This is a genomic window from Pseudomonas sp. P5_152 (assembly GCF_033989915.1).
Taxonomy (GTDB): Bacteria; Pseudomonadota; Gammaproteobacteria; order Pseudomonadales; family Pseudomonadaceae; genus Aquipseudomonas.
Genome location: NZ_JASFAH010000002.1, coordinates 3775803 through 3793377, shown reverse-complemented (window position 1 = coordinate 3793377; position 17575 = coordinate 3775803). Strand labels below are relative to the sequence as shown.

At 61.8% G+C, this 17575-nt stretch carries 19 protein-coding genes; 10 read left to right on the top strand and 9 right to left on the bottom strand.

The genetic code is table 11. The annotated features are described in order from the left end of the window. Positions 1–26 precede the first annotated feature (26 nt). Positions 27–446, bottom strand: coding sequence for a response regulator (locus QMK50_RS17120; RefSeq protein ID WP_320333567.1), 420 nt, complete (start codon positions 444–446; stop codon positions 27–29). A 58-nt stretch (positions 447–504) separates the two neighbouring features. Then, positions 505–723 (bottom strand): Flp family type IVb pilin, encoded by a 219-nt coding sequence (locus QMK50_RS17115; protein WP_320333566.1) that lies wholly within the window; start codon positions 721–723, stop codon positions 505–507. 329 nt (positions 724–1052) lie between these two features. Here QMK50_RS17115 and cpaB point away from each other — a divergent pair, with 329 nt between their 5' ends. The 8 genes from cpaB to QMK50_RS17075 are packed head-to-tail and all read left to right on the top strand — an operon-like array spanning position 1053 to position 8527. After that, complete coding sequence (gene cpaB, locus QMK50_RS17110) at positions 1053–2012, top strand: Flp pilus assembly protein CpaB (protein ID WP_320333565.1); 960 nt, start codon at positions 1053–1055, stop codon at positions 2010–2012. A gap of 20 nt (positions 2013–2032) precedes the next feature. After that, the gene (locus QMK50_RS17105; protein WP_320333564.1) at positions 2033–3256 is read left to right on the top strand and encodes a type II and III secretion system protein family protein; all 1224 of its coding nucleotides are present in this window, start codon (positions 2033–2035) and stop codon (positions 3254–3256) included. After that, entirely contained in the window at positions 3253–4449 is a 1197-nt protein-coding gene (locus QMK50_RS17100) for a pilus assembly protein (RefSeq protein ID WP_320333563.1), read from the top strand. Before QMK50_RS17105 ends, QMK50_RS17100 begins: the two co-directional genes overlap by 4 nt. Beyond that, on the top strand, positions 4446–5720 hold the full coding sequence (locus QMK50_RS17095) for a CpaF family protein (protein WP_320333562.1): 1275 nt from the start codon (positions 4446–4448) through the stop codon (positions 5718–5720). The genes QMK50_RS17100 and QMK50_RS17095 overlap by 4 nt, the downstream gene beginning before the upstream one ends. An 18-nt stretch (positions 5721–5738) precedes the next feature. Then, entirely contained in the window at positions 5739–6623 is an 885-nt protein-coding gene (locus QMK50_RS17090) for a type II secretion system F family protein (protein ID WP_095170197.1), read from the top strand. A 1-nt stretch (position 6624) separates the two neighbouring features. Continuing rightward, positions 6625–7509 (top strand): type II secretion system F family protein, encoded by an 885-nt coding sequence (locus tag QMK50_RS17085; RefSeq protein WP_320333561.1) that lies wholly within the window; start codon positions 6625–6627, stop codon positions 7507–7509. 10 nt (positions 7510–7519) lie between these two features. After that, complete coding sequence (locus QMK50_RS17080; protein ID WP_095170195.1) at positions 7520–8239, top strand: tetratricopeptide repeat protein; 720 nt, start codon at positions 7520–7522, stop codon at positions 8237–8239. 18 nt (positions 8240–8257) lie between these two features. Next, positions 8258–8527: a DUF3613 domain-containing protein gene (locus QMK50_RS17075; RefSeq protein ID WP_095170194.1), complete on the top strand. Its 270-nt coding sequence runs from the start codon at positions 8258–8260 to the stop codon at positions 8525–8527. Between the two features lie 18 nt (positions 8528–8545). On the opposite strand, the gene QMK50_RS17070 is transcribed toward QMK50_RS17075, so the two are convergent. Together QMK50_RS17070 and QMK50_RS17065 are read right to left on the bottom strand one after the other, a co-directional pair. Next, complete coding sequence (locus QMK50_RS17070) at positions 8546–9337, bottom strand: response regulator transcription factor (RefSeq protein WP_320333560.1); 792 nt, start codon at positions 9335–9337, stop codon at positions 8546–8548. Between the two features lie 125 nt (positions 9338–9462). Further along, positions 9463–9933, bottom strand: coding sequence for a prepilin peptidase (locus QMK50_RS17065; RefSeq protein ID WP_320333559.1), 471 nt, complete (start codon positions 9931–9933; stop codon positions 9463–9465). Positions 9934–10008: 75 nt separating this feature from the next. On the opposite strand from QMK50_RS17065, the gene QMK50_RS17060 reads away from it, so the two are divergent. Together QMK50_RS17060 and QMK50_RS17055 are read left to right on the top strand one after the other, a co-directional pair. After that, positions 10009–10455 carry a TadE/TadG family type IV pilus assembly protein gene (locus tag QMK50_RS17060; protein ID WP_320333558.1) on the top strand — a complete coding sequence of 149 codons (447 nt, stop codon included), beginning with the start codon at positions 10009–10011 and terminating at the stop codon, positions 10453–10455. Further along, a complete protein-coding gene (locus QMK50_RS17055) occupies positions 10452–13196 on the top strand; it encodes an ATP-binding protein (protein ID WP_413787299.1) in 2745 nt (914 codons plus the stop codon). Before QMK50_RS17060 ends, QMK50_RS17055 begins: the two co-directional genes overlap by 4 nt. Here QMK50_RS17055 and QMK50_RS17050 read toward each other — a convergent pair. The 5 genes from QMK50_RS17050 to QMK50_RS17030 all read right to left on the bottom strand — a co-directional run bounded on the left by QMK50_RS17050 (position 13193) and on the right by QMK50_RS17030 (position 17543). After that, positions 13193–15145, bottom strand: coding sequence for a pilus assembly protein TadG-related protein (locus QMK50_RS17050; RefSeq protein ID WP_320333557.1), 1953 nt, complete (start codon positions 15143–15145; stop codon positions 13193–13195). The genes QMK50_RS17055 and QMK50_RS17050 overlap by 4 nt on opposite strands. Before the next feature lie 104 nt (positions 15146–15249). After that, positions 15250–15807, bottom strand: coding sequence for a DUF4136 domain-containing protein (locus tag QMK50_RS17045; RefSeq protein ID WP_095170190.1), 558 nt, complete (start codon positions 15805–15807; stop codon positions 15250–15252). A gap of 40 nt (positions 15808–15847) precedes the next feature. Further along, the gene (locus QMK50_RS17040) at positions 15848–16468 is read right to left on the bottom strand and encodes a DUF4136 domain-containing protein (protein ID WP_320333556.1); all 621 of its coding nucleotides are present in this window, start codon (positions 16466–16468) and stop codon (positions 15848–15850) included. A gap of 23 nt (positions 16469–16491) precedes the next feature. Further along, on the bottom strand, positions 16492–17241 hold the full coding sequence (locus QMK50_RS17035; protein WP_095170188.1) for a methyltransferase: 750 nt from the start codon (positions 17239–17241) through the stop codon (positions 16492–16494). Beyond that, complete coding sequence (locus tag QMK50_RS17030) at positions 17241–17543, bottom strand: MazG-like family protein (RefSeq protein ID WP_095170187.1); 303 nt, start codon at positions 17541–17543, stop codon at positions 17241–17243. The genes QMK50_RS17035 and QMK50_RS17030 overlap by 1 nt, the downstream gene beginning before the upstream one ends. Positions 17544–17575: the final 32 nt, after the last annotated feature.

The window sequence follows — 17575 nt, the reverse complement described above, 5'->3', positions numbered from 1 at the left end:
GGGGCTGTCGCACTCTGGCGGCGGATTCAGCTAATGCGTGCTGTGCCGGCAGGAGCCGCTTGTGGGAACAGATTGTCCAGGGTATCCAGCAGGCGCTGGTGATAGATGGGTTTGCGGAACAGATCCAGCACTTGCAAGCGCAACAGGTCGCTGACATCGGCCATGTCGGCATGACCCGAGATGACGATCACCGGCAGGTGCTGACGGGCAGTGTGTTCGCGCAGGCGACGGATCAGCGACAGGCCGCTTTCGTCGGGCATGCGCAAGTCGGTGATGACCAGCGCGATATCGGGATGCCGAGTGAGCTGCTGCAAGGCAAGTTTGACCGTGGTTGCGGTAAAACAACAAAAGCCTTCGAGCTCCAACAGTTCGGCAAGCTCCAAAAGCGCGTCCTGTTCATCGTCCACCAGAAGCAACTGTTGACGCTGGGAAGAAGACGCACTCATGGGTGATACCTGTGACAGTGTTGATGACTGAAAAACACACTGCAGTTCAGCGACGCTATCAGGGCGTACTAGGAGCTTTAGGAGCTGCAGGAAGCGAGTCGACCAACCCATCCTCCACCGCTTTAAACGTTGCCGTGATCGAACCGCTGATACCTGGTACAAACACAATCACCACCAACGCCACCATCGCCACAATCAGCGCGTACTCAATCGCTGAAGCCCCCTCGGTTCTACGAAAAAAACGACGCGTTTTAACGATCAGTTTCTGAAGGAACATAAGACTTCTCCTTGGCGCTCGGGGCGCTGATGTAGCAGGGCTGCAACATAATTGCTCTCTGCCAGCAGAGCATTGTCAACAAGCTCCACCCCAACAAGTGTAAGAAGCAACTAATCAGAAAGTATTAACACTAACTTTGTTGGAAAAAAAAGGCCGTATTTACAGGCACTTCCTCATTTTATGGGCTATTTAGTTATGCGTAATGGCATTTGGGATTAGCTGCACTACCTTCCAATAGCCAAATCGTTGAATGTTCATAGCTGCCTGATTGCGAAGTGATCTCGTTGACCTGAACGAGCCGGTATTGCAGCAGGAAAGGGAGAGCCGTCATGAACAGTCGTATCACTATGGGCCTGGCTGGGCTTCTCTTGGTCGCAGCCATCATCGTCGGATATTGGGGGCTGGTCTTGAGCCGCCAATCTGTCCCTGCTGCACCTGCGGCCAGTCCTGCCGTAACTCTCCCCACACCCAGCGTCATGGAAAAAACCGTCGCCCAGGCCCAAGAGCAGACTCGCCACCCCGTAGTGGTGTTGGTGCGCGATGTGCCGCCTTTCACTGCGCTGACTGCCGCCGACCTCGCACTGGAGCAGCTGCGCAGCGCTCCCGCTGGCAGCTTGAACAGCCTCGAGCAGGCCATTGGCCGAACCCCATGGCGCCCCTTGAGTGCGGGCACCTGGTTGAACCAGGAAAGCTTCGAGGCCGGAGGCCCGCTGGCGCGCATGATCCACCCCGATGAGCGTGCACTGGCCGTCGCCGTGGACGAAGTAGTCGGCGCTGCCGGGCAACTGCTACCTGGCGACTATGTCGACGTCCTGCTGTACCTGCGCCAGGACCAGAGCAACGCGCAACAGACAGCGCAGATCGTAATACCGGCGATGCGCGTACTGGGTGTCGGCGAACAGTTCGGCCTGACCAATGACGGCAAGCCTGCCACCCCCGCCGCCAGCCCCGAGGAGAAGCTCAAGCAAGATCAACGTCGGCTTGGCGCACGCACAATTGTGCTGGCGGTCCCTGAACAATTACTGAGCCGCCTGATGCTGGCGACGCAGGCCGGCACCCTGCGCCTGGCCGTACGCAGCAACGAAGAACAGCGCTTGGCCAAGTATTGGGCCGGCGAAACCGATTCGGCCGCCAACCTGCAGACCAGCAACCGCCAGCTATTCCAGTTCAACCAACTGGCACTGGGCGAAGCCCCGGTAAACCTCCCTGCCGGCAATAAACAAACGCCGATGCCTCGGCGCGCGATCGAGGTCATCCGTGGCAACCAGGTGACCCAACAAAACCCCTGATCGAGCAAGGATGCATCTTTATGCAAAGTCGTTCCGTGCTGCTCTCCCACCGCTTGATCTGTGCCCTGCTCCTGGTGGGCATGCCGGTCGATGTCGCCCTGGCAACGTCGGGCAATTGCAGTGCACTGGACCAACTGCCCGCAGTGTTGGAAGTGGGGGAAGGATTGCAACAGGTCCTGCAATCCCCCGTGGCGATTACTCGCCTGGCCATCGGTGATCCGAAAATTGCCGACGTTCACCCCAGCGGCAGCAATGCCTTCCTGCTCACCGGGATGGCCCCTGGCGCCACCAGCCTGATGGTCTGGACCGCCTGTTCGACTGCGCCGCGCCAAAGCATGGTGTTCGTCCAGGGCAAGGCCACGGCGGCCATGACCCGCGCCGCCGCGCAGCCTACCGAAGACCCGCTGCTGCCCAGCCAGGTGCAGACCGACATTCGTTTTGTGGAAGTTAGCCGCACCAAGCTCAAGGAGGCTTCCGCCTCGATTTTCGGGACCCGTGGCAACTTCCTGTTCGGCTCCCCCAGAACCCTGCCCACCATCGATGGCGTGGTCCAGGGACGCTTGCCGGTGAACAACGACCAGTTCAACTTCTCCTGGATCGGCGGCAAGACCATGGTGATGATCAATGCCCTGGAAGGCAGCGGGTTTGCCTACACCCTGGCCCGCCCCAGCCTGGTGGCACTCAGTGGCCAGAGCGCGAGTTTCCTGGCCGGCGGCGAAGTACCGATTCCGGTTCCCAGTTCCGGCAGCGACAACGTGTCCATCGAGTACAAGGAGTTCGGGATCCGCCTGACCCTCACACCGACCATCGTCGGGCGCAATCGGATTTCCCTCAAGGTGGCACCGGAAGTCAGCGAGCTGGATTTCAGCAATGCCGTGAACATCGCCGGCACCCTGGTTCCGGCGCTGACCATCCGGCGTACCGACACCAGCATCTCCCTGGCCGATGGTGAGAGCTTCGTCATCAGCGGCCTGATCAGCACCCGCAACAGCTCCCAGGTCAACAAGTTTCCGGGGCTGGGGGACATCCCGATCCTCGGCGCGTTCTTTCGCGAGACCAACATCAACCGCGAGGAACGCGAACTGCTGATGATCGTCACCCCGCACCTGGTTCAGCCGCTGGCGGCCGATGCCCAGTTGCCGTCCCTGCCGGGTGAAAAGCTGCGCAACTACGACCCGAACTTCTATCGCATGTTCTTCCTCGAAAACGGCAATTTCGACAAGCGCAGCGGGTTATCGCAATGAGCCAGAGCCAAAGCCTGAGCCAGACCTTTGTTGCCATCACGCGCAACAGCACCGACCTTGAGTGGCTGCAAGGAGCACTGGCGCCCCTGGGCCAGGTAGTCAGCGCTGGCGTCGGCAGCCTTGACGAGTTGCTGGCACTGGTCGACGTGACCTTCGCCAGCCTGGTGTTTGTCGGCCTGGACCGCGAACACGTGGTGGCCCAGAGCGCCCTGATCGAAGGCGCCCTGGAAGCCAAGCCGATGCTGGCGATCGTCGCCCTGGGCGACGGCATGGACAATCAACTGGTGCTCAACGCGATGCGCGCCGGAGCACGGGATTTTGTCGCCTACGGCTCACGCTCCAGCGAAGTCGCCGGGCTGGTTCGGCGCTTGAGCAAGCGACTGCCGCCGGTGGTGCCAAACACCCAACTGGGAGGGTTGAGCGTGTTGTTCGGCACCCAAAGCGACGCCGACGGTGCGCTGTTATCCAGTCACCTGGCGCTGGTCGTGCAAAAGAGTGGCCAGCAGACCCTGCTGCTGGATCTGGGCTTACCCCGCGGCGACAGCCTGGCCTTGCTCGGTATGGAAAGCTCGTTCCACTTCGGTGACGCGCTACGCCACCTGCGGCGTATCGATGCAACCTTGATCGACAGCGCCTTTACCTGCACACCCAGCGGCATGCGCATCCTCGCCTACGCCAGCAACGACGAACCGCTGGAGCACACCAGCGCCGCCGAGCTGTACATGTTGCTCAGCGCCTTGCGCCAACACTTCCAGCACATCGTGGTGAACCTCACCGGCCAGCCCGACAGCGAAGCGGTGCGTACCTTCGTCAGCCACTGCGACAAGTTGCTGTGGTACACCGACCAAAGCGTGCTCGACTGTCGACGCAACCTGGCCGTGCTCAACCTGTGGCGTGAAAAAGGCATGAAGCTCGAACATGCCCAACTGCTGGTGGATCGCTACCTGCGCAACGTTGCCCCCGACTCGCAAACCCTGGGTAAAAGCTTTGGCCTGGAAGTCATGGCCACGCTGGCCTTCAGCCCAGAGGTACGCCTCAACGCGAAAAACCAGGGAATAACCCTGTTCGAACTGGCCCCCCGCGAAGGCCTGACCCAAGCCCTGCGCAGCCTGGGAGAACGGCTCGCCCGGCGCTCCGAACACCCGGACAAACCCAAGGCCAGTTGGCTGAACCGTCTGCGAGGCAGCAAATGAGCAGCGAAAAACTGTTTGGCGCCACGGCCCGGCCAACGGTCGGCAACAGTGACCACGAAGGCCTGAAACTGGCCCTGCACCGCTACATCATCGACGCCATCGAGGAGTCCGGGAAAAACCTCCTGGAAGGCTCGCGCCAACTGCTGGCGCAGTTTGTCATCGACAAGGTCGCCGACTACATCGCCCGCCTGCACCTGGCCGTTTCCCGCTATGAAATGGAGCGCCTGGCCGAGGAAATCGTCGATGAGCTGACCGGTTTCGGCCCCCTCGAAGTGCTACTGCGCGACCCCGCCGTGACCGAGATCCTGGTCAACGGCCCGCACCGGGTGTTCATCGAGCGCGACGGGGTGCTGCACCAGAGCGACCTGCGTTTCATCGACGCACACCATGTCGAACGGGTCATGCAACGCATCCTCGCGCCCCTCGGCCGGCGCCTGGACGAGTCCTCGCCGATGGTCGATGCGCGCATGCCCGACGGCAGCCGGGTCAATGCGATCATCCCGCCGATTGCCCTGGACGGCCCCTGCCTGTCGATTCGCAAATTCCGCAAAGACATGCTCAAAAGCAGCGACCTGATGGCCATGCAAACCATCGACCAGGCTATCTTCGAATTCATCCAGGAAGCCGTCGGCCGCCGCTGCAACATCCTCATCAGTGGTGGTACCGGCACCGGCAAGACTACCTTGCTGAACATTCTCAGCCAGTTGATCAACCCCCACGAACGCCTGGTCACCATTGAAGACATCGCCGAACTGCAACTGGGCCATCCCCATGTGGTGCGCCTGGAAACCCGCCCGCCGAATGCCGAGGGCCATGGTGAGGTCAAGGCCAGCGACCTGATCCGCAACGCCCTGCGGATGCGCCCGGACCGCATCATCCTCGGGGAGATTCGCGGCGTCGAAGTGCTCGACGTGCTGACCGCGATGAATACCGGCCACGACGGTTCGATGAGCACCGTGCACGCCAACAACGCCCAGGACGCTTTGTTACGCCTGGAGACCCTGGTGGGGCTGACCGGTCGCCAGATCGCCGAGCGCACGCTGCGCCAGATGATCTGCGCCGCGCTCGATGTGGTGATCCAGTTGACGCGCATGCCCGACGGTCGACGCTGTGTCAGCGAGGTGGTGGAAGTGGTGGGCATTCGCGACGACATCTACGTCACCAACACCCTGTTTCGCCTCGACCGCCGCACCGGCTTCGGCTTCCTGCGCGAGGCGCTCAATCCCGCCGGCGACAAGCTGCGCCGGGAAGCAGGTCTGACACTCAACTGACCCGGCGAGGCCACCACAATGCTTGCACCGCTATTGCTGAGCCTGATTTGCCTGCTGTTGCTCGGGTTGTCGATCCGCCTGTTCTTTCAGGGTGTGCGCCAAACCGGCATTGAGCGTGTGATGAACCGCCTGGCCCAAGGGCAGCCTCAGCTTGAGTTGCAAAAGACCCGCTGGAGTGGCCTGGAGCGCGCGTTCCTGCGGGCAGGCCTGGGGCGCCCGACCGAGCGCCTGGGCCTGTGGCTGATGCTCTGGAGCCTGTCGATGCTGATCGGTTTCGCCGTGGCTGGCTGGTCGGGCCTGCTGGCATTGTTGCTGCTGCCGCCGCTGGTGCTACGACTGTACATCGCCTGGCGCTATCAACGCCGTTTGCGACGGATGATCGAGCAACTGCCGCAACTGCTTGACCATACCGTGCGCAGCCTCAAGTCCGGAAGAACCCTGGCGGACGCGGTAATGGGCAGTATCGAAGCCAGCGCCGACCCACTGAAAAACGCCTTGGGCCGCGTGCAGCGCAACGTGCAACTCGGGGTAAATCTACCCGATGCCGTCCACGACTTTGCCGAACTCTACGACCAGGACGTACTCCGCATGTTCGCCCTGGGGCTGAAGGTCAACCATCGTTATGGCGGCAATGCCAGTGAACTGTTGGAGAACCTGATCAAGCTGATTCGCGAGCGCGAACAGGGGGCACGGCAACTGCGCGCGATGACTGGCGAAACTCGCTTGACCGCCTGGGTCCTGGGGCTGCTGCCGATTGGCCTGGCATGCTACTTCCTGATTACCAACCCCAACTACATGCTCGGTATGTGGCACGACCCCAGCGGCCAGCACATGTTGATCAGCGCGGTACTGCTGCAGATTTGCGGCTCCCTGGCGTTGTGGCGCATGTTGCGGAGTATTTGAGATGGTGATCCTGATCAGTGCCTTTTTGTTGCTTGCCGCCGCACTCCTGGCGCTGGGCAGCGTACTGGCGCAACGACGGCGCGAGCGTCAGGTAGCGCAACGCCTGCAAGGCCAGATGGTGCGCGACAACCGTCTGAGCAGTTACCTGCGCGTACTGGGCGACAACAGGCTCAGCCAGCGCTCGGTAAGCACCGACAACGAGACCCTGGCCTTGCTCGCCCGCCTGGGTTGGCGTCGCGCCAGTGACCGCTCGTTGTTTGCCGCGATCCAGGTCGGCACGCCCTTGCTGGTGCTGGGGCTGGCGGTATTTTTGCGCGAGGTTTTTTTCCCCGCCGCCAGTCATCCCTGGTTAGTGCCGCTGTTGCTGATGGGGGTTGGCTACCTGCTGCCAAAACGGATATTGGCTTTCGCGGCCAAACGCCGGCAACGGATCATTGCCAAAGAAATCTCTACCTTCATCCCCTTGCTGCGCATCCTCTTCGAGTCAGGCATGGCCGTGGAACAGGCCCTTCGGGTGTTGAGCACGCAAGCGCAAAAACTGCTGCCGGAACTGACCAGCGAACTGCGCCTGGTCCTGGCCCGGGTCGACTCGGGCCTGGAACTGGGGCAGGAGTTGAACCAGAGTGCAAACGTGTTGGCCGTGGATGAATTCAACGACACCTGCGTGATCCTCCAGCAACTGATCCAGCAAGGTGGCGGGGCAATGAAATCGCTGCTGGCGCTCAAGCAACTGCTCGATGATCGACGCCTGACCCACCAGCAGGAATACATCTCGAAAATGTCCGCGAAAATGTCGGTGGTGATGATGCTGTTTCTGTTTCCGGCCTTGCTGATCGTTCTGGGTGGCCCAGGGTTCACCGCCATTGCCCGCGCGTTCGGCTCTTAGGGAGAAGCTGATGAGAATATTGATGCTTGCAACAAGTCTGTTGATGCTCACGGGTTGCGCTACGGGGGGACCAACCCCCTGGTCGGCGCTGACGGCATCGGGCAGTTGCGCCCGGCTCAATTCCGAGCAGGAACTGGCGGTGAACCTGGCCGACGACATGGCCAGCGACGGCAAGCTGCACGCCAGCCTGGCCAACCTGGAAAAGCTCCCCGACAACCTCAACGAAGTGCGTTTGCGCAAAGCCCGGGCCTATCGCCTGCTGGGGCGCAGCGAAGCCGAGCCGCTGTATCGCAGCCTGGTCGGCAGCTGTGTGTCGGCTGAAGCGGAACACGGCCTGGGCCAGTTGTATGCGGCTCGCGGTGATAACGGCCAGGCCCAGGCGCACCTGCAACGAGCTGTGCGCCTGGCGCCTACCAACGAGAAAATCCGCAATGATCTGGGGGTGGTCTACCTCAACCAGTTACGCCTGGACGAGGCCCGTTTCGAATTTCTCACCGCCATTGAACTGAAGCAGAGTGACCCCTTGCCGGCGGTCAATCTGGTGACGCTGCTGATCTATCAGGACAACTGGAAGCAAGCCGCCGAAGTGCTCAGCAGTGCCGGCCTGAGCCCGGAACAATTCACCGACGCCCGGGCCCACGCGGAACGACTCAAGGCACCGGCCACCGTCAGGGCGACAGCCAGCGACCGGGTGGCTGCGGCCGACACCACAGCGATCAGCCTCAAATAACCCGCAGGAGAACAGCAGATGAAACGAGCGACTATTGGCTGCCTGGTCCTGCTTGGCCTGCCCCTGAACGCCGGGGCGATTGAATCGGGACCAGCTTCGGCACAACAACAGGAAACCGAAGGCTGGCTGGTGCTGCAAAGCAGCAACCAGGCTGCCTCCGCCACACCCCAGACCGCCACCGCCACCGAGCGCGAATTGGCTCTGCAGCGTTGGCTGAAGAAGTACAGCTATAGCATTCCGGATTTCTACGATCAGGACAGTGCCGGCGAGATGTCGTCCGGCAACTGAACGGCGGACCGCCCTCGACTAATGCGCGGTCACTTGCTGGCGCATTCCCGAATTGCTCGGCGACAACGCCAACGCCAACTGCGTGCGGTTATGCATGTGGGTCAAGCGCAGGACCTGGGACACATACAGCTTCACCGTGTTCTCGGTGATGCCCAGCTCACAGGCGATCTGATAGTTGGTCTGGCCCTTGCCGACCAGGCGCGCGACGTCCAGCTGACGGGGTGAAAGCTGGTTGAACAGGGCCGGGATCTGGGCTTGCCCTGCGGCATTTGCGGCATCGGCTGCGAGGCTATGCGAGGCGTCGGCCGACGGTGCCCGGCGGGCTTTGTCGATGTCCTGGTAGAGGTCGTTGATGGTTTCGGAAAGGTGCTGCAGCTTCTGGTTCAAATGCCCCAGCTGCAACTCCTTCTGCCGCTCCTGCAGGGCTGCCTCCTGGCGCTGCAGACCCTCCAGCAGTTCATTGAGGTTGATCGGTTTCTGGTAGTAGTCCGCAATCCCGGCCCGCAGCGCCTTGATCACATCCTGCTTGTCGGCTCGCCCAGTGAGCATGATCGCTTCGAACGCTCGGTGCTTGCCCGCCACACGCTGTAGCGCATGCACCAACTCGATGCCATCGAGGTCCGGCATGCGCAAGTCACAGAGCACCAGGCCGATATCGGTGTCCTGGCAAAAGAGCTCGATGGCCTGTTGGCCGGACTCACAGGGAATGCAGGAGTAACCGCTGTTTTCGAGGAATTCGCAGAGCTCTTCAACAATCAACGGTTCGTCGTCGACCACTAATACTTTTACTGCCGATGGGGACTTGTTCACGCGCCACTCCATGCTCAGGCCGAAGGTTGATGATTGCTGTACCTACAGCCGGGAACTGTACAACTTGTGATCTGAAAATAGACGTACTTCCTGACTATGTACATAGCGATATAGCTGCACGGAGCCTATTGAATCCAGGCCATCGTCAGAAACATGCCGAGGAAAACGAACGGGGCAAAAGGTGGGTTTTTTGACAGCTCAGGTGCAAGAAACACAACACGCTTCCTAAGTCCTTGAGCCATAAGTGGCCAGACCGTTGGCGCCAATAACAGCCAGAGGGCACTCAGGACCCCGGCACCGATAAAACTGCCCAGCAAATGGACCGGCTCGGTGGCCAAGCCGATCGTCGCCATCATCTTCACGTCGCCGGCGCCCATCCGTCCCAGCGCATAACCGGGCAAAGTGAACGCCACTGCCAGAAGGAAAGCCCATCCCCCCTGCTCGGCCGGTGCACCCAGCCAGGTGGTGCCGCTCCAGAGGAAATAGGCCAATGCCGCAGCCCCCGCTCCCAAGGTCAGGCGATTGCCAATGTGGCGTTGCTGGACATCCTGGACCGCGCACAGCGCCAACCAGATCATCAGGACAAGACTGTGCATCAGGGAATAATCGTCCATGTGGGCGGAATGATTCTATGCTCAAGGCACGTCGTAGTAGTCAGGGTAGACGCACTCATGAAAACAGACCTGCCACACAAACAAAAAGGCGCTGTCGCCATTGAGTTCGCCTTGGTGTTCGTGATTTTTTTTGCGGTGTTCTACGCCATCGTCAGTTACAGCGTGCCGCTGTTGCTGATGCAGTCCTTCAATGAAGCCACGGCCGAGGCGGTGCGGCGCAGCGTCGCCCTGGACCCCAATACCAGCGACTACCCAACCGCGGTGGTCAATCTCGCCAACTCCGTCCTGCAGCAACAACTGTCCTGGGTGCCCAAAGCCTTCAACCTCACCTACGGCACTGGCGGCGATGCCAAGGCGGTCTACAGCGCCGGCCAGTTGACCGCCAGCGTGAGCTACCCCACCAGCAAGCTCAACCAGGTGATTCCGTTTTTGGTGTTGCCGGGAGTAGGCACGGTTCCCAGCCTGCCAACCAGCCTGAGTGCGCAGTCGAGCATTCAATTTTGAGTCCTGCCGGCAAGCTGTTCGGGCGACTGTTGCAGCGTTCCCCTACCCTGCCACTCGACACCCTTGCGCACACGGTGATGCCCAGCGTGGGGCTGCAATTGCACCTGGACTCGCAAGGCCGGGTGCTACAGATCAGCGGCCCCGTGCGCCATTTGCTCGCCCATCGATTATCGGGCAGCACCGCCCTGCACCTGAGCGACTACCTCCTGCCCGGCAGCCGGCTGGCCGTCGAAGGCCCACCCAGCGAATGGCACGGACACAGCCTGGACCTGGACTTCACAGGTCTTGGTGCAACCACCCTGCACCTGCGCGGCTGGGCACAACCGGCTGAGGATGGCTGGCTCCTGCAATTGCTCGATATCGGTGATTTGCTGCAAGAGCGGCAACAGGCCCAGACCCGGGACACCTGCCAGGCACTGGCCGCACGCTGCAGTGAACACCTGCGCCTGTGCAGCCTGACGCGCCTGCCGCAGGTTCTGCGTGAGCAATTGCAGGACCTGGCCCAGCAGTGGCGAATCCCCTGTGTGGCGATTGCCCTGCTCGATGAGGCGCAACAGGACTGGCGGATCCACAGCCATTACCACGCCCACGATGCTCCCCGGCTCTGGCACACCGATCAGTCGCTGGGCAGCGCCCTGGACAGCCTGGACGGCAGTCGTCCCCACGCGCTGCATGGCGCTGCGGGTGTCAGTCTTGCGCCGCGTCTGCGGGACATTTTTGCCGATGCCGAAGGCTTGCTGGTGCCGTATCGCGACGCCCACGGGATCGGTGCCTGGCTGCTCTGTGGTTTTTATCCGGCAGTGCAGCCTGCGCCAGCCCTCGGTGAGCGTGACTGGTTGCTGCTGCTCGCCGCCCTGGCCGCGCCGCTACTGGGGCGCTTGCGTGAGCAGCAACAACAGCAGCAACTGCAACGCCTCGATGCCCTGCAAGGGCTGCTCGGCAGCGGCTGGTGGGAACTGCACGAGGGGGTGCAACTGGCCCCGCAACTGGCCCGCAACCTGCACCTGGAACACGCGCGATTGTCCCTCGGCGAATGGCTGGCGGTGTTCCATCCGGTCGACCGTGCCGAGCTGCAGAGCCGCCTGCAGGACCTGTTGCAGGGCGACCGCCCGCTGCTACTCAGTGTGCGCCTGCAAGCTCGCGACGAGTTCCAGGCGCCGATCTGGTATCGCCTGCAAGGCCAGCTGTTGCAGTTGGGCGAGCAACGTCGGCCAGTGGGGTTCATGCTCGATATCAGCGACATCAAGAACCAGCAGCAACAGGCCGCCGCCGCCCATGCCCGGCTGGACAATCTGATCGCCAGTTCGCCCGCGGTGATCTACGTACAGCGGTATGAGGAAGGTGCCCTGCAACCATGCTTTTTCAGTGACAGCCTGCTGCCGCTGCTCGGCTGGCAACTGAGCGAACTGACGGAAACCAGCCTGATCGAGCGGATTCACCCTGACGATCGCGACCTGTATTTCGCTCGCACCCGCCAGCTGTTGCGCGAAGGCAACGTGCGTGCGCGCTACCGCATGCGTGACCGGGCCGGCGATTACCACTGGCTGTTGGATGAGGCCCGCTTGCTGCGCAATGACCTGGGTTTGCCAGTCGAGGCGGTCGGCCTGTGGCTGGACGATACCGAAGCCACCCTGGCCACCGAGCAGGTCCGCCAGAGCGAGGAGCGCTACCGGATCCTGGTGGAGGATTCGCCGGCGATGATCTGCCGTTATCGTCCCGACTTGACGCTGACCTTCGCCAACCGTCCGCTGGCCAAGTACCTGGAATGCCCGCCGGAGCAATTGCCGGGGGTCGACCTGGGCAGTTGGTTGTCAGCCGAGCAGCGCGTTGCCTTCCTGCTGCGCATCCAGCAACTGACGCCGGAGTTCCCGGTCAGCACCGCAGAAATCAGTCTGCAACTGCCCGGTCGCGAACACGCCTGGTGGGTGTGGTCGGACCGCGGCGTGTTCGATGAACAGGGGCAACTGCTGGAAGTCCAGGCGGTGGGCCGCGACAACACTGAAGTGCGGCGCTCCCAGCAACAGCTGATGCAAAGCGCCAAAATGGCCACCCTCGGGGAAATGGCCACGGGCCTGGCTCATGAAATCAACCAGCCACTCAACGTCATGCGCATGGCCATCGTCAATGTGCTCAAGCGCTTGAGCAACGGCGAGGTACCGGTCGACTACCTGCAGGACAAGCTCAGCCGGATCGACACCCAGGTCCAGCGGGCGGCGCGGGTGGTCGATCACATGCGGGTGTTTGGCCGGCGTTCGGAGATCGAGCAGCAGCCGTTCAATCCGGCGCAGGCAGTGGAAGGCACCTTGGCCCTGCTGGCCGAAGGCATGCGCGGCAAAGGCGTGGAGTTGCGCATCCCCTCCCTCGACTTCGAGGTACAGGTCCGCGGCCATGTCGATCAACTGGAGCAAGTGTTGATCAACCTGCTGGTCAATGCCCGCGATGCCCTGTTGAGCAAGCGTGAAGTGCAGCGCGAATTCGAACCCTGGATCAGCCTGCGCGCCGAAGCCGATGCGCGCGTGGTGCGCCTGTGGGTCGAAGACAACGGCGGCGGCATCGACCCGCGTCTGCTGGAGCGCATCTTCGAACCGTTCTTCACCACCAAGCCGGTGGGTGTCGGCACCGGCCTGGGGTTATCGGTGAGCTATGGCATCGTGCAGAACATGGGCGGCCAGTTGAGCGTGCGCAATGCCGAGCAGGGTGCTTGTTTCTGCATTGAGTTACCGATTGCCGGGGCGCGTTAGATTGCCAATTGCGCTCCACCGCCTGAATGACAACTGAGGTTGGCACCAATCTCCGCGTTCCCCAGGCTGACCCCCAGGGCCTTGAGCAAGGTGTTGACGAGCGGGTCCAGCAACGGCCCGATGAATCCCCGTACGGCGTTGACCAGTATGCCGCTGATTTGATTCAACAACCCCGCCACCTGCGCCAGTGCAGTGCCGGTGATATTGCCGCTGGGCGGAACATAGGAGGTCACCTGCAGACCGCTCAACGTGTCGCCCAGACTCGTAAGGATGTTGATCGAAGACATCGCTTGATACTGCGCAGGCAGGCCGATATTGGGGGGCAACGGATAGACCAGGCTTTGTGTGCGCTGGCCGATAGTGGTTTGCGCCTTGAGCCCCAGTCCTCCGCCCTTACCCAGCGTGACCGGGCCACAGCCTAGAATTCCAGCGCAGGTTCTGATGCCGATATCAATCAGTCGCACAGGCTCAACGGCAATGGCCGCGGATGAGGAAAAGGCCTGGACCGGGTCAATCTTGCCAATGCCCAGGTTCGCGATGGAGGTGGTTGCCTGGACCGTCACGCTCTTGGCGGCCTCGCTGGCGCAGTTGTAATCGGCAAGGTAACTTTCGGCACTGCCGGCTTCCAGGCTGATATCCAGCCTGGAAGCAATCGATAGGACGGTGTTATCGCAAGGCGCTATGACCAGGCATAAAAGCGAATTCACCACGCCCACCAGATTAAGATGCAACAGGTTGTTCACGACCCCCGAAACTGGCGTCAACAGGTCGGGAAGCGCCGATACCAACTGGGAAATGGTCTTGAGTATCGGCAACTCGATGGAAACCAGGGCCCTGACCTGGGCCGTCCGGACAAAAATCTGATCCTTGCCGGTGGCCAGGCCAGCCTTGGCCAGCGCCGGATTGCCGATCGTCGACAACTGTGGCGGCTCGATCACCTTGAGCTTCACCCCTACTTTGCCGATCAACGGAATACTCACCTCAGTCGAGACCGCAGCGGCACTTTTACTGTTGGCCAGTTGGGCGACCGCCTGGACCAGCTGGAAAACCTGCACATTGGAATCCAGACCCGCCGTGGAGGCCCCCGTCTGCACGTTCAACACCTCCCCCAGCTTGAGTGTCTGCGCCGCGCTGGAAATATTGCTGATGGACTGCAGCGCCTGCACAGCAACCTGAGCCGTTGCGCCGCCTTTGCTCAGGACCTTGATTGCCGCGTTGATCAATTGTGTGGGCGACACCGCCGTACTGAGCAGCGTTTCGTAGTCACCGGCGTTCAGGAGCAAATCCACCGCCAACTGATCCAGATAGCTGAGAAGCTTGATCTCGGTTTTGACCAACCCATCCCAACCGACGGCGGTCAGCTTCAGATTGCCACCCAGCATGCCGCCGATCAGCGCATCAAGCAGTTCCGACTTGGTGCTGTCGATTTCGCCCAGGATGGTGCGGATAGTCAGCATCGCCAGTGGTGAGGGTGACGCGGCAACGGCGGTGGCGGTCAGCCCGGTGCGCAATGGCAGCGGTCCCTTGGAAAACAATGCCGCCACCCCGGAAGCGATGCTCCTGGGCACGGAATTATGGGCGACGACTCGAATGGCGTCTGACTTGCTGGGATCGACGCTGAAGCGCCGCAGGTTATCGCTACCGGTGGCGAGGGTGCCGCATTCAATCGCAAGAGTTTGCTCTGTATTGACACTGAACCCGTTGCGCGCTGCACTTTGCGTCGCGTAGGTCAGTGCTGTATTGGCCGCCTGACAATGCCCACCGCGGGTCACTGCTTCCAGCGCGGCGGTGTCGACCACCCGCTGCAACTTGCGCTGCTCCAGATACAGCCGACCACTGTCGACCACCAACAGCGCAAACAATAGCGCCAGGCCCAGGGTCATCGCCGCAACCAGGCCGATGGCCCCACGCTGGCGACTTCGACCGCGAAAGCATGAACGAGGAGACATCGAGCACTCCTTGCTACCTCCAGTAGTGCTCGCAGTGTAGTCAACGCACGCGCGCAGCGCTGGCAAGTTGCCAGTGCCGCTGCCAGATAGTCCGTCAGGCGTACTTATCTTGGCGGATAGTTACTCAGGATCCGCGTCACGGTTTCACGAATCGCATTGCTGCGATCGCTGGGATTGGGGGAGCTGCTGAGCATCTGTTCGTCACTGCCGCGCCATACCAACTTGCCGTCCTTGCCGTCCAGCAGGTCGATCTGGATGGTCGCGACCTTGTAGCTGACATTGCGGGTTTCGTTGTACATCGGCGCGCCCCAGTAACCGTTCCAGGGGTTGCCCCAGGCGCCGCCGTAGTTGGTGGTGACCTGTTGCTGGCGCTCTTCGATGATCAGGTAGGTCTGCACATTAAGGTCACCCTTGCTGCTCCCGGCTGCCGGGCGCAAGCCGCGCTGGTCGAGCTGATCGGCCACCGACTGGCGAATACGTTGCTCGGTGAGGTCGCTCTGGATCCGTGGATCATCCGGGCGATATTGCAGGGCGGGCTCCTTCCAGGTCCAGCTGTGGTAGGCAGCGAAGTCGCGGCTGGCGTCAAAGTCGTGATTGATCTGGTTGGACTGGCAAGCACTGAGCAACACAGCACATGCCACGAATGCGAGACGGCGGAACATGGTTTTTCTCCGGTGCAGGCCCGCACACGAATGCGAGTCATTAAGAAGGAGGATACGCCGCTACGGCCTTTTGAACAGCTTCTCTTAATGCGTCACCGCGTTCGCGTTGCGTTCCATCGACGCTGGTTTCAGCACTGGCACTCCACACCGGTTGGCCGGTGCCCGCGTCGTACAGATCGACCCGCACCACCAGCACCTGGATCTGGTAGGTGCGCACAACGGGCACCGTGTTGTACATGCCGACGCCACTGCCATAGCCGTTGCCATAACGGTTGTAACCGCCGTAGGCGCCATAGCCGTAATCGTCCTGCACTTGCTGCAAGCGGGTTTCCTGGTGCAGGTCGGCACTCACCAGCAGGTCTGCTGTGCGCTGGTCATGCAAGGGGCGCAGGCCTCGCTGGTCGAGGGCGTTGCTCACGGTTTCGGCGATCTGAGCCGAGTCCGCCCAGGCCGAGCCATTGGGCATCTGGCCGTCGAGCCAGGCCCAACTGCGGTAGCGACTGAAGTCTCGCGGAGCCGCAGGGTAGGCGCTGCGATCAAACGTCTGGGCCGCTTGCGGCGGCGCCGGTGGCAAGGGCCTGGAGCTGGCGACATACGGGTTGCTGCCCTGGCAGGCGCCAAGCCCCAGGCACACGGCAATCAATCCAAGGCGGCGGTTCATGATGCCCTCCACGGGTATTGGGGTCAGGCCGGGCGGCAGATCCAATGCAGGTAACGTCCCAGCCCGGCAAATGTCGGGTGCCGACGGTGCGCCAGTTCCATCTCCAGCAAGTCGAGCAGTTCGGCACGGGCCTGGAATTCCACGGGCATGTAGTCATGGAAAACCCGCACCCCACTCTGGGTTTCGACCGTCCACAGGCCCTGCAGTTGCGTCGCCAGTTCACGCGGATCCAGGGGCATCTGTGGGGTCAGGCTCTGCTTTTCGCCCGCCATGTCGTTCTTGCGCATTTTGCGGAAGTGACCCTTGAGCAGATTGCGGTAAATCAGCGCGTCGCGGTTGTAGAACGCCAGCGACAACCAACCGCCCTGCGCGGTCAGTTGATGCAGCACCGGCAGAATCGCATGGGGTTCGGCCAGCCACTCCAGCACCGCATGGCACAGCACCAGGTCATAGGGCTCGGTGAGTTGGCCGAGCAGTTCCTGCCAGGGCGCCTGGATGAAGGTCGCAGTTTGTCCGGCCTCGGCGAAACGCTGGCGCGCCCCTTCGAGCATCGGTGCGGCCGGCTCGGCCAGGGTCACCTGATGGCCGCGCTCGGCCAGCCACAGCGACATGTGGCCCAGGCCCGCGCCGATGTCCAGCACCCGCAGCGGGCGGTCCGGCAAGGTTTCCGCCAGGTCCGCCTGCAACACCGCGAGGCGGATCGCGCCTTTGGCACCGCCGTAGATTTTTTCCGCGAAACGGGTCGCCAACTGATCGAAATGACGGTCGCTCATCAGCTGAACCGCCGTTCGCTGTCGGCCAGCTTGCTGCGCACCACCTGCTCCATATCCAACCCCAGCTCGCTGCACAGCAGCAGCAGATAAAGCACGATGTCCCCCACTTCCTGCCCGGCGTGGGCCAGGGTGTCGGGCGGCAACTGGCGCGACTGGTCTTCGCTCAGCCACTGGAATATTTCCACCAGCTCGGCCATTTCCACACTGGCGGCCATGGCGAGGTTTTTCGGGCTGTGAAATTGCCGCCAATCATTGCGGTCGCGGATGCTGTGCAGGCGTTCGGTCAGTTCAACAAGGTTCATCGGGCTCTCCTGAAGGCGTATAGCTTCGGGCG

Excerpts from the sequence above, each read along its gene's own strand:
- QMK50_RS17120 (WP_320333567.1), bottom strand. The coding sequence starts at position 446 with ATGAGTGCGTCTTCTTCCCAGCGTCAACAGTTGCTTCTGGTGGACGAT.
- QMK50_RS17115 (WP_320333566.1), bottom strand. The coding sequence starts at position 723 with ATGTTCCTTCAGAAACTGATCGTTAAAACGCGTCGTTTTTTTCGTAGA.
- cpaB (WP_320333565.1), top strand. The coding sequence starts at position 1,053 with ATGAACAGTCGTATCACTATGGGCCTGGCTGGGCTTCTCTTGGTCGCA.
- QMK50_RS17105 (WP_320333564.1), top strand. The coding sequence starts at position 2,033 with ATGCAAAGTCGTTCCGTGCTGCTCTCCCACCGCTTGATCTGTGCCCTG.
- QMK50_RS17100 (WP_320333563.1), top strand. The coding sequence starts at position 3,253 with ATGAGCCAGAGCCAAAGCCTGAGCCAGACCTTTGTTGCCATCACGCGC.
- QMK50_RS17095 (WP_320333562.1), top strand. The coding sequence starts at position 4,446 with ATGAGCAGCGAAAAACTGTTTGGCGCCACGGCCCGGCCAACGGTCGGC.
- QMK50_RS17090 (WP_095170197.1), top strand. The coding sequence starts at position 5,739 with ATGCTTGCACCGCTATTGCTGAGCCTGATTTGCCTGCTGTTGCTCGGG.
- QMK50_RS17085 (WP_320333561.1), top strand. The coding sequence starts at position 6,625 with ATGGTGATCCTGATCAGTGCCTTTTTGTTGCTTGCCGCCGCACTCCTG.
- QMK50_RS17080 (WP_095170195.1), top strand. The coding sequence starts at position 7,520 with ATGAGAATATTGATGCTTGCAACAAGTCTGTTGATGCTCACGGGTTGC.
- QMK50_RS17075 (WP_095170194.1), top strand. The coding sequence starts at position 8,258 with ATGAAACGAGCGACTATTGGCTGCCTGGTCCTGCTTGGCCTGCCCCTG.
- QMK50_RS17065 (WP_320333559.1), bottom strand. The coding sequence starts at position 9,933 with ATGCACAGTCTTGTCCTGATGATCTGGTTGGCGCTGTGCGCGGTCCAG.
- QMK50_RS17060 (WP_320333558.1), top strand. The coding sequence starts at position 10,009 with ATGAAAACAGACCTGCCACACAAACAAAAAGGCGCTGTCGCCATTGAG.
- QMK50_RS17050 (WP_320333557.1), bottom strand. The coding sequence starts at position 15,145 with ATGTCTCCTCGTTCATGCTTTCGCGGTCGAAGTCGCCAGCGTGGGGCC.
- QMK50_RS17045 (WP_095170190.1), bottom strand. The coding sequence starts at position 15,807 with ATGTTCCGCCGTCTCGCATTCGTGGCATGTGCTGTGTTGCTCAGTGCT.
- QMK50_RS17040 (WP_320333556.1), bottom strand. The coding sequence starts at position 16,468 with ATGAACCGCCGCCTTGGATTGATTGCCGTGTGCCTGGGGCTTGGCGCC.
- QMK50_RS17035 (WP_095170188.1), bottom strand. The coding sequence starts at position 17,241 with ATGAGCGACCGTCATTTCGATCAGTTGGCGACCCGTTTCGCGGAAAAA.
- QMK50_RS17030 (WP_095170187.1), bottom strand. The coding sequence starts at position 17,543 with ATGAACCTTGTTGAACTGACCGAACGCCTGCACAGCATCCGCGACCGC.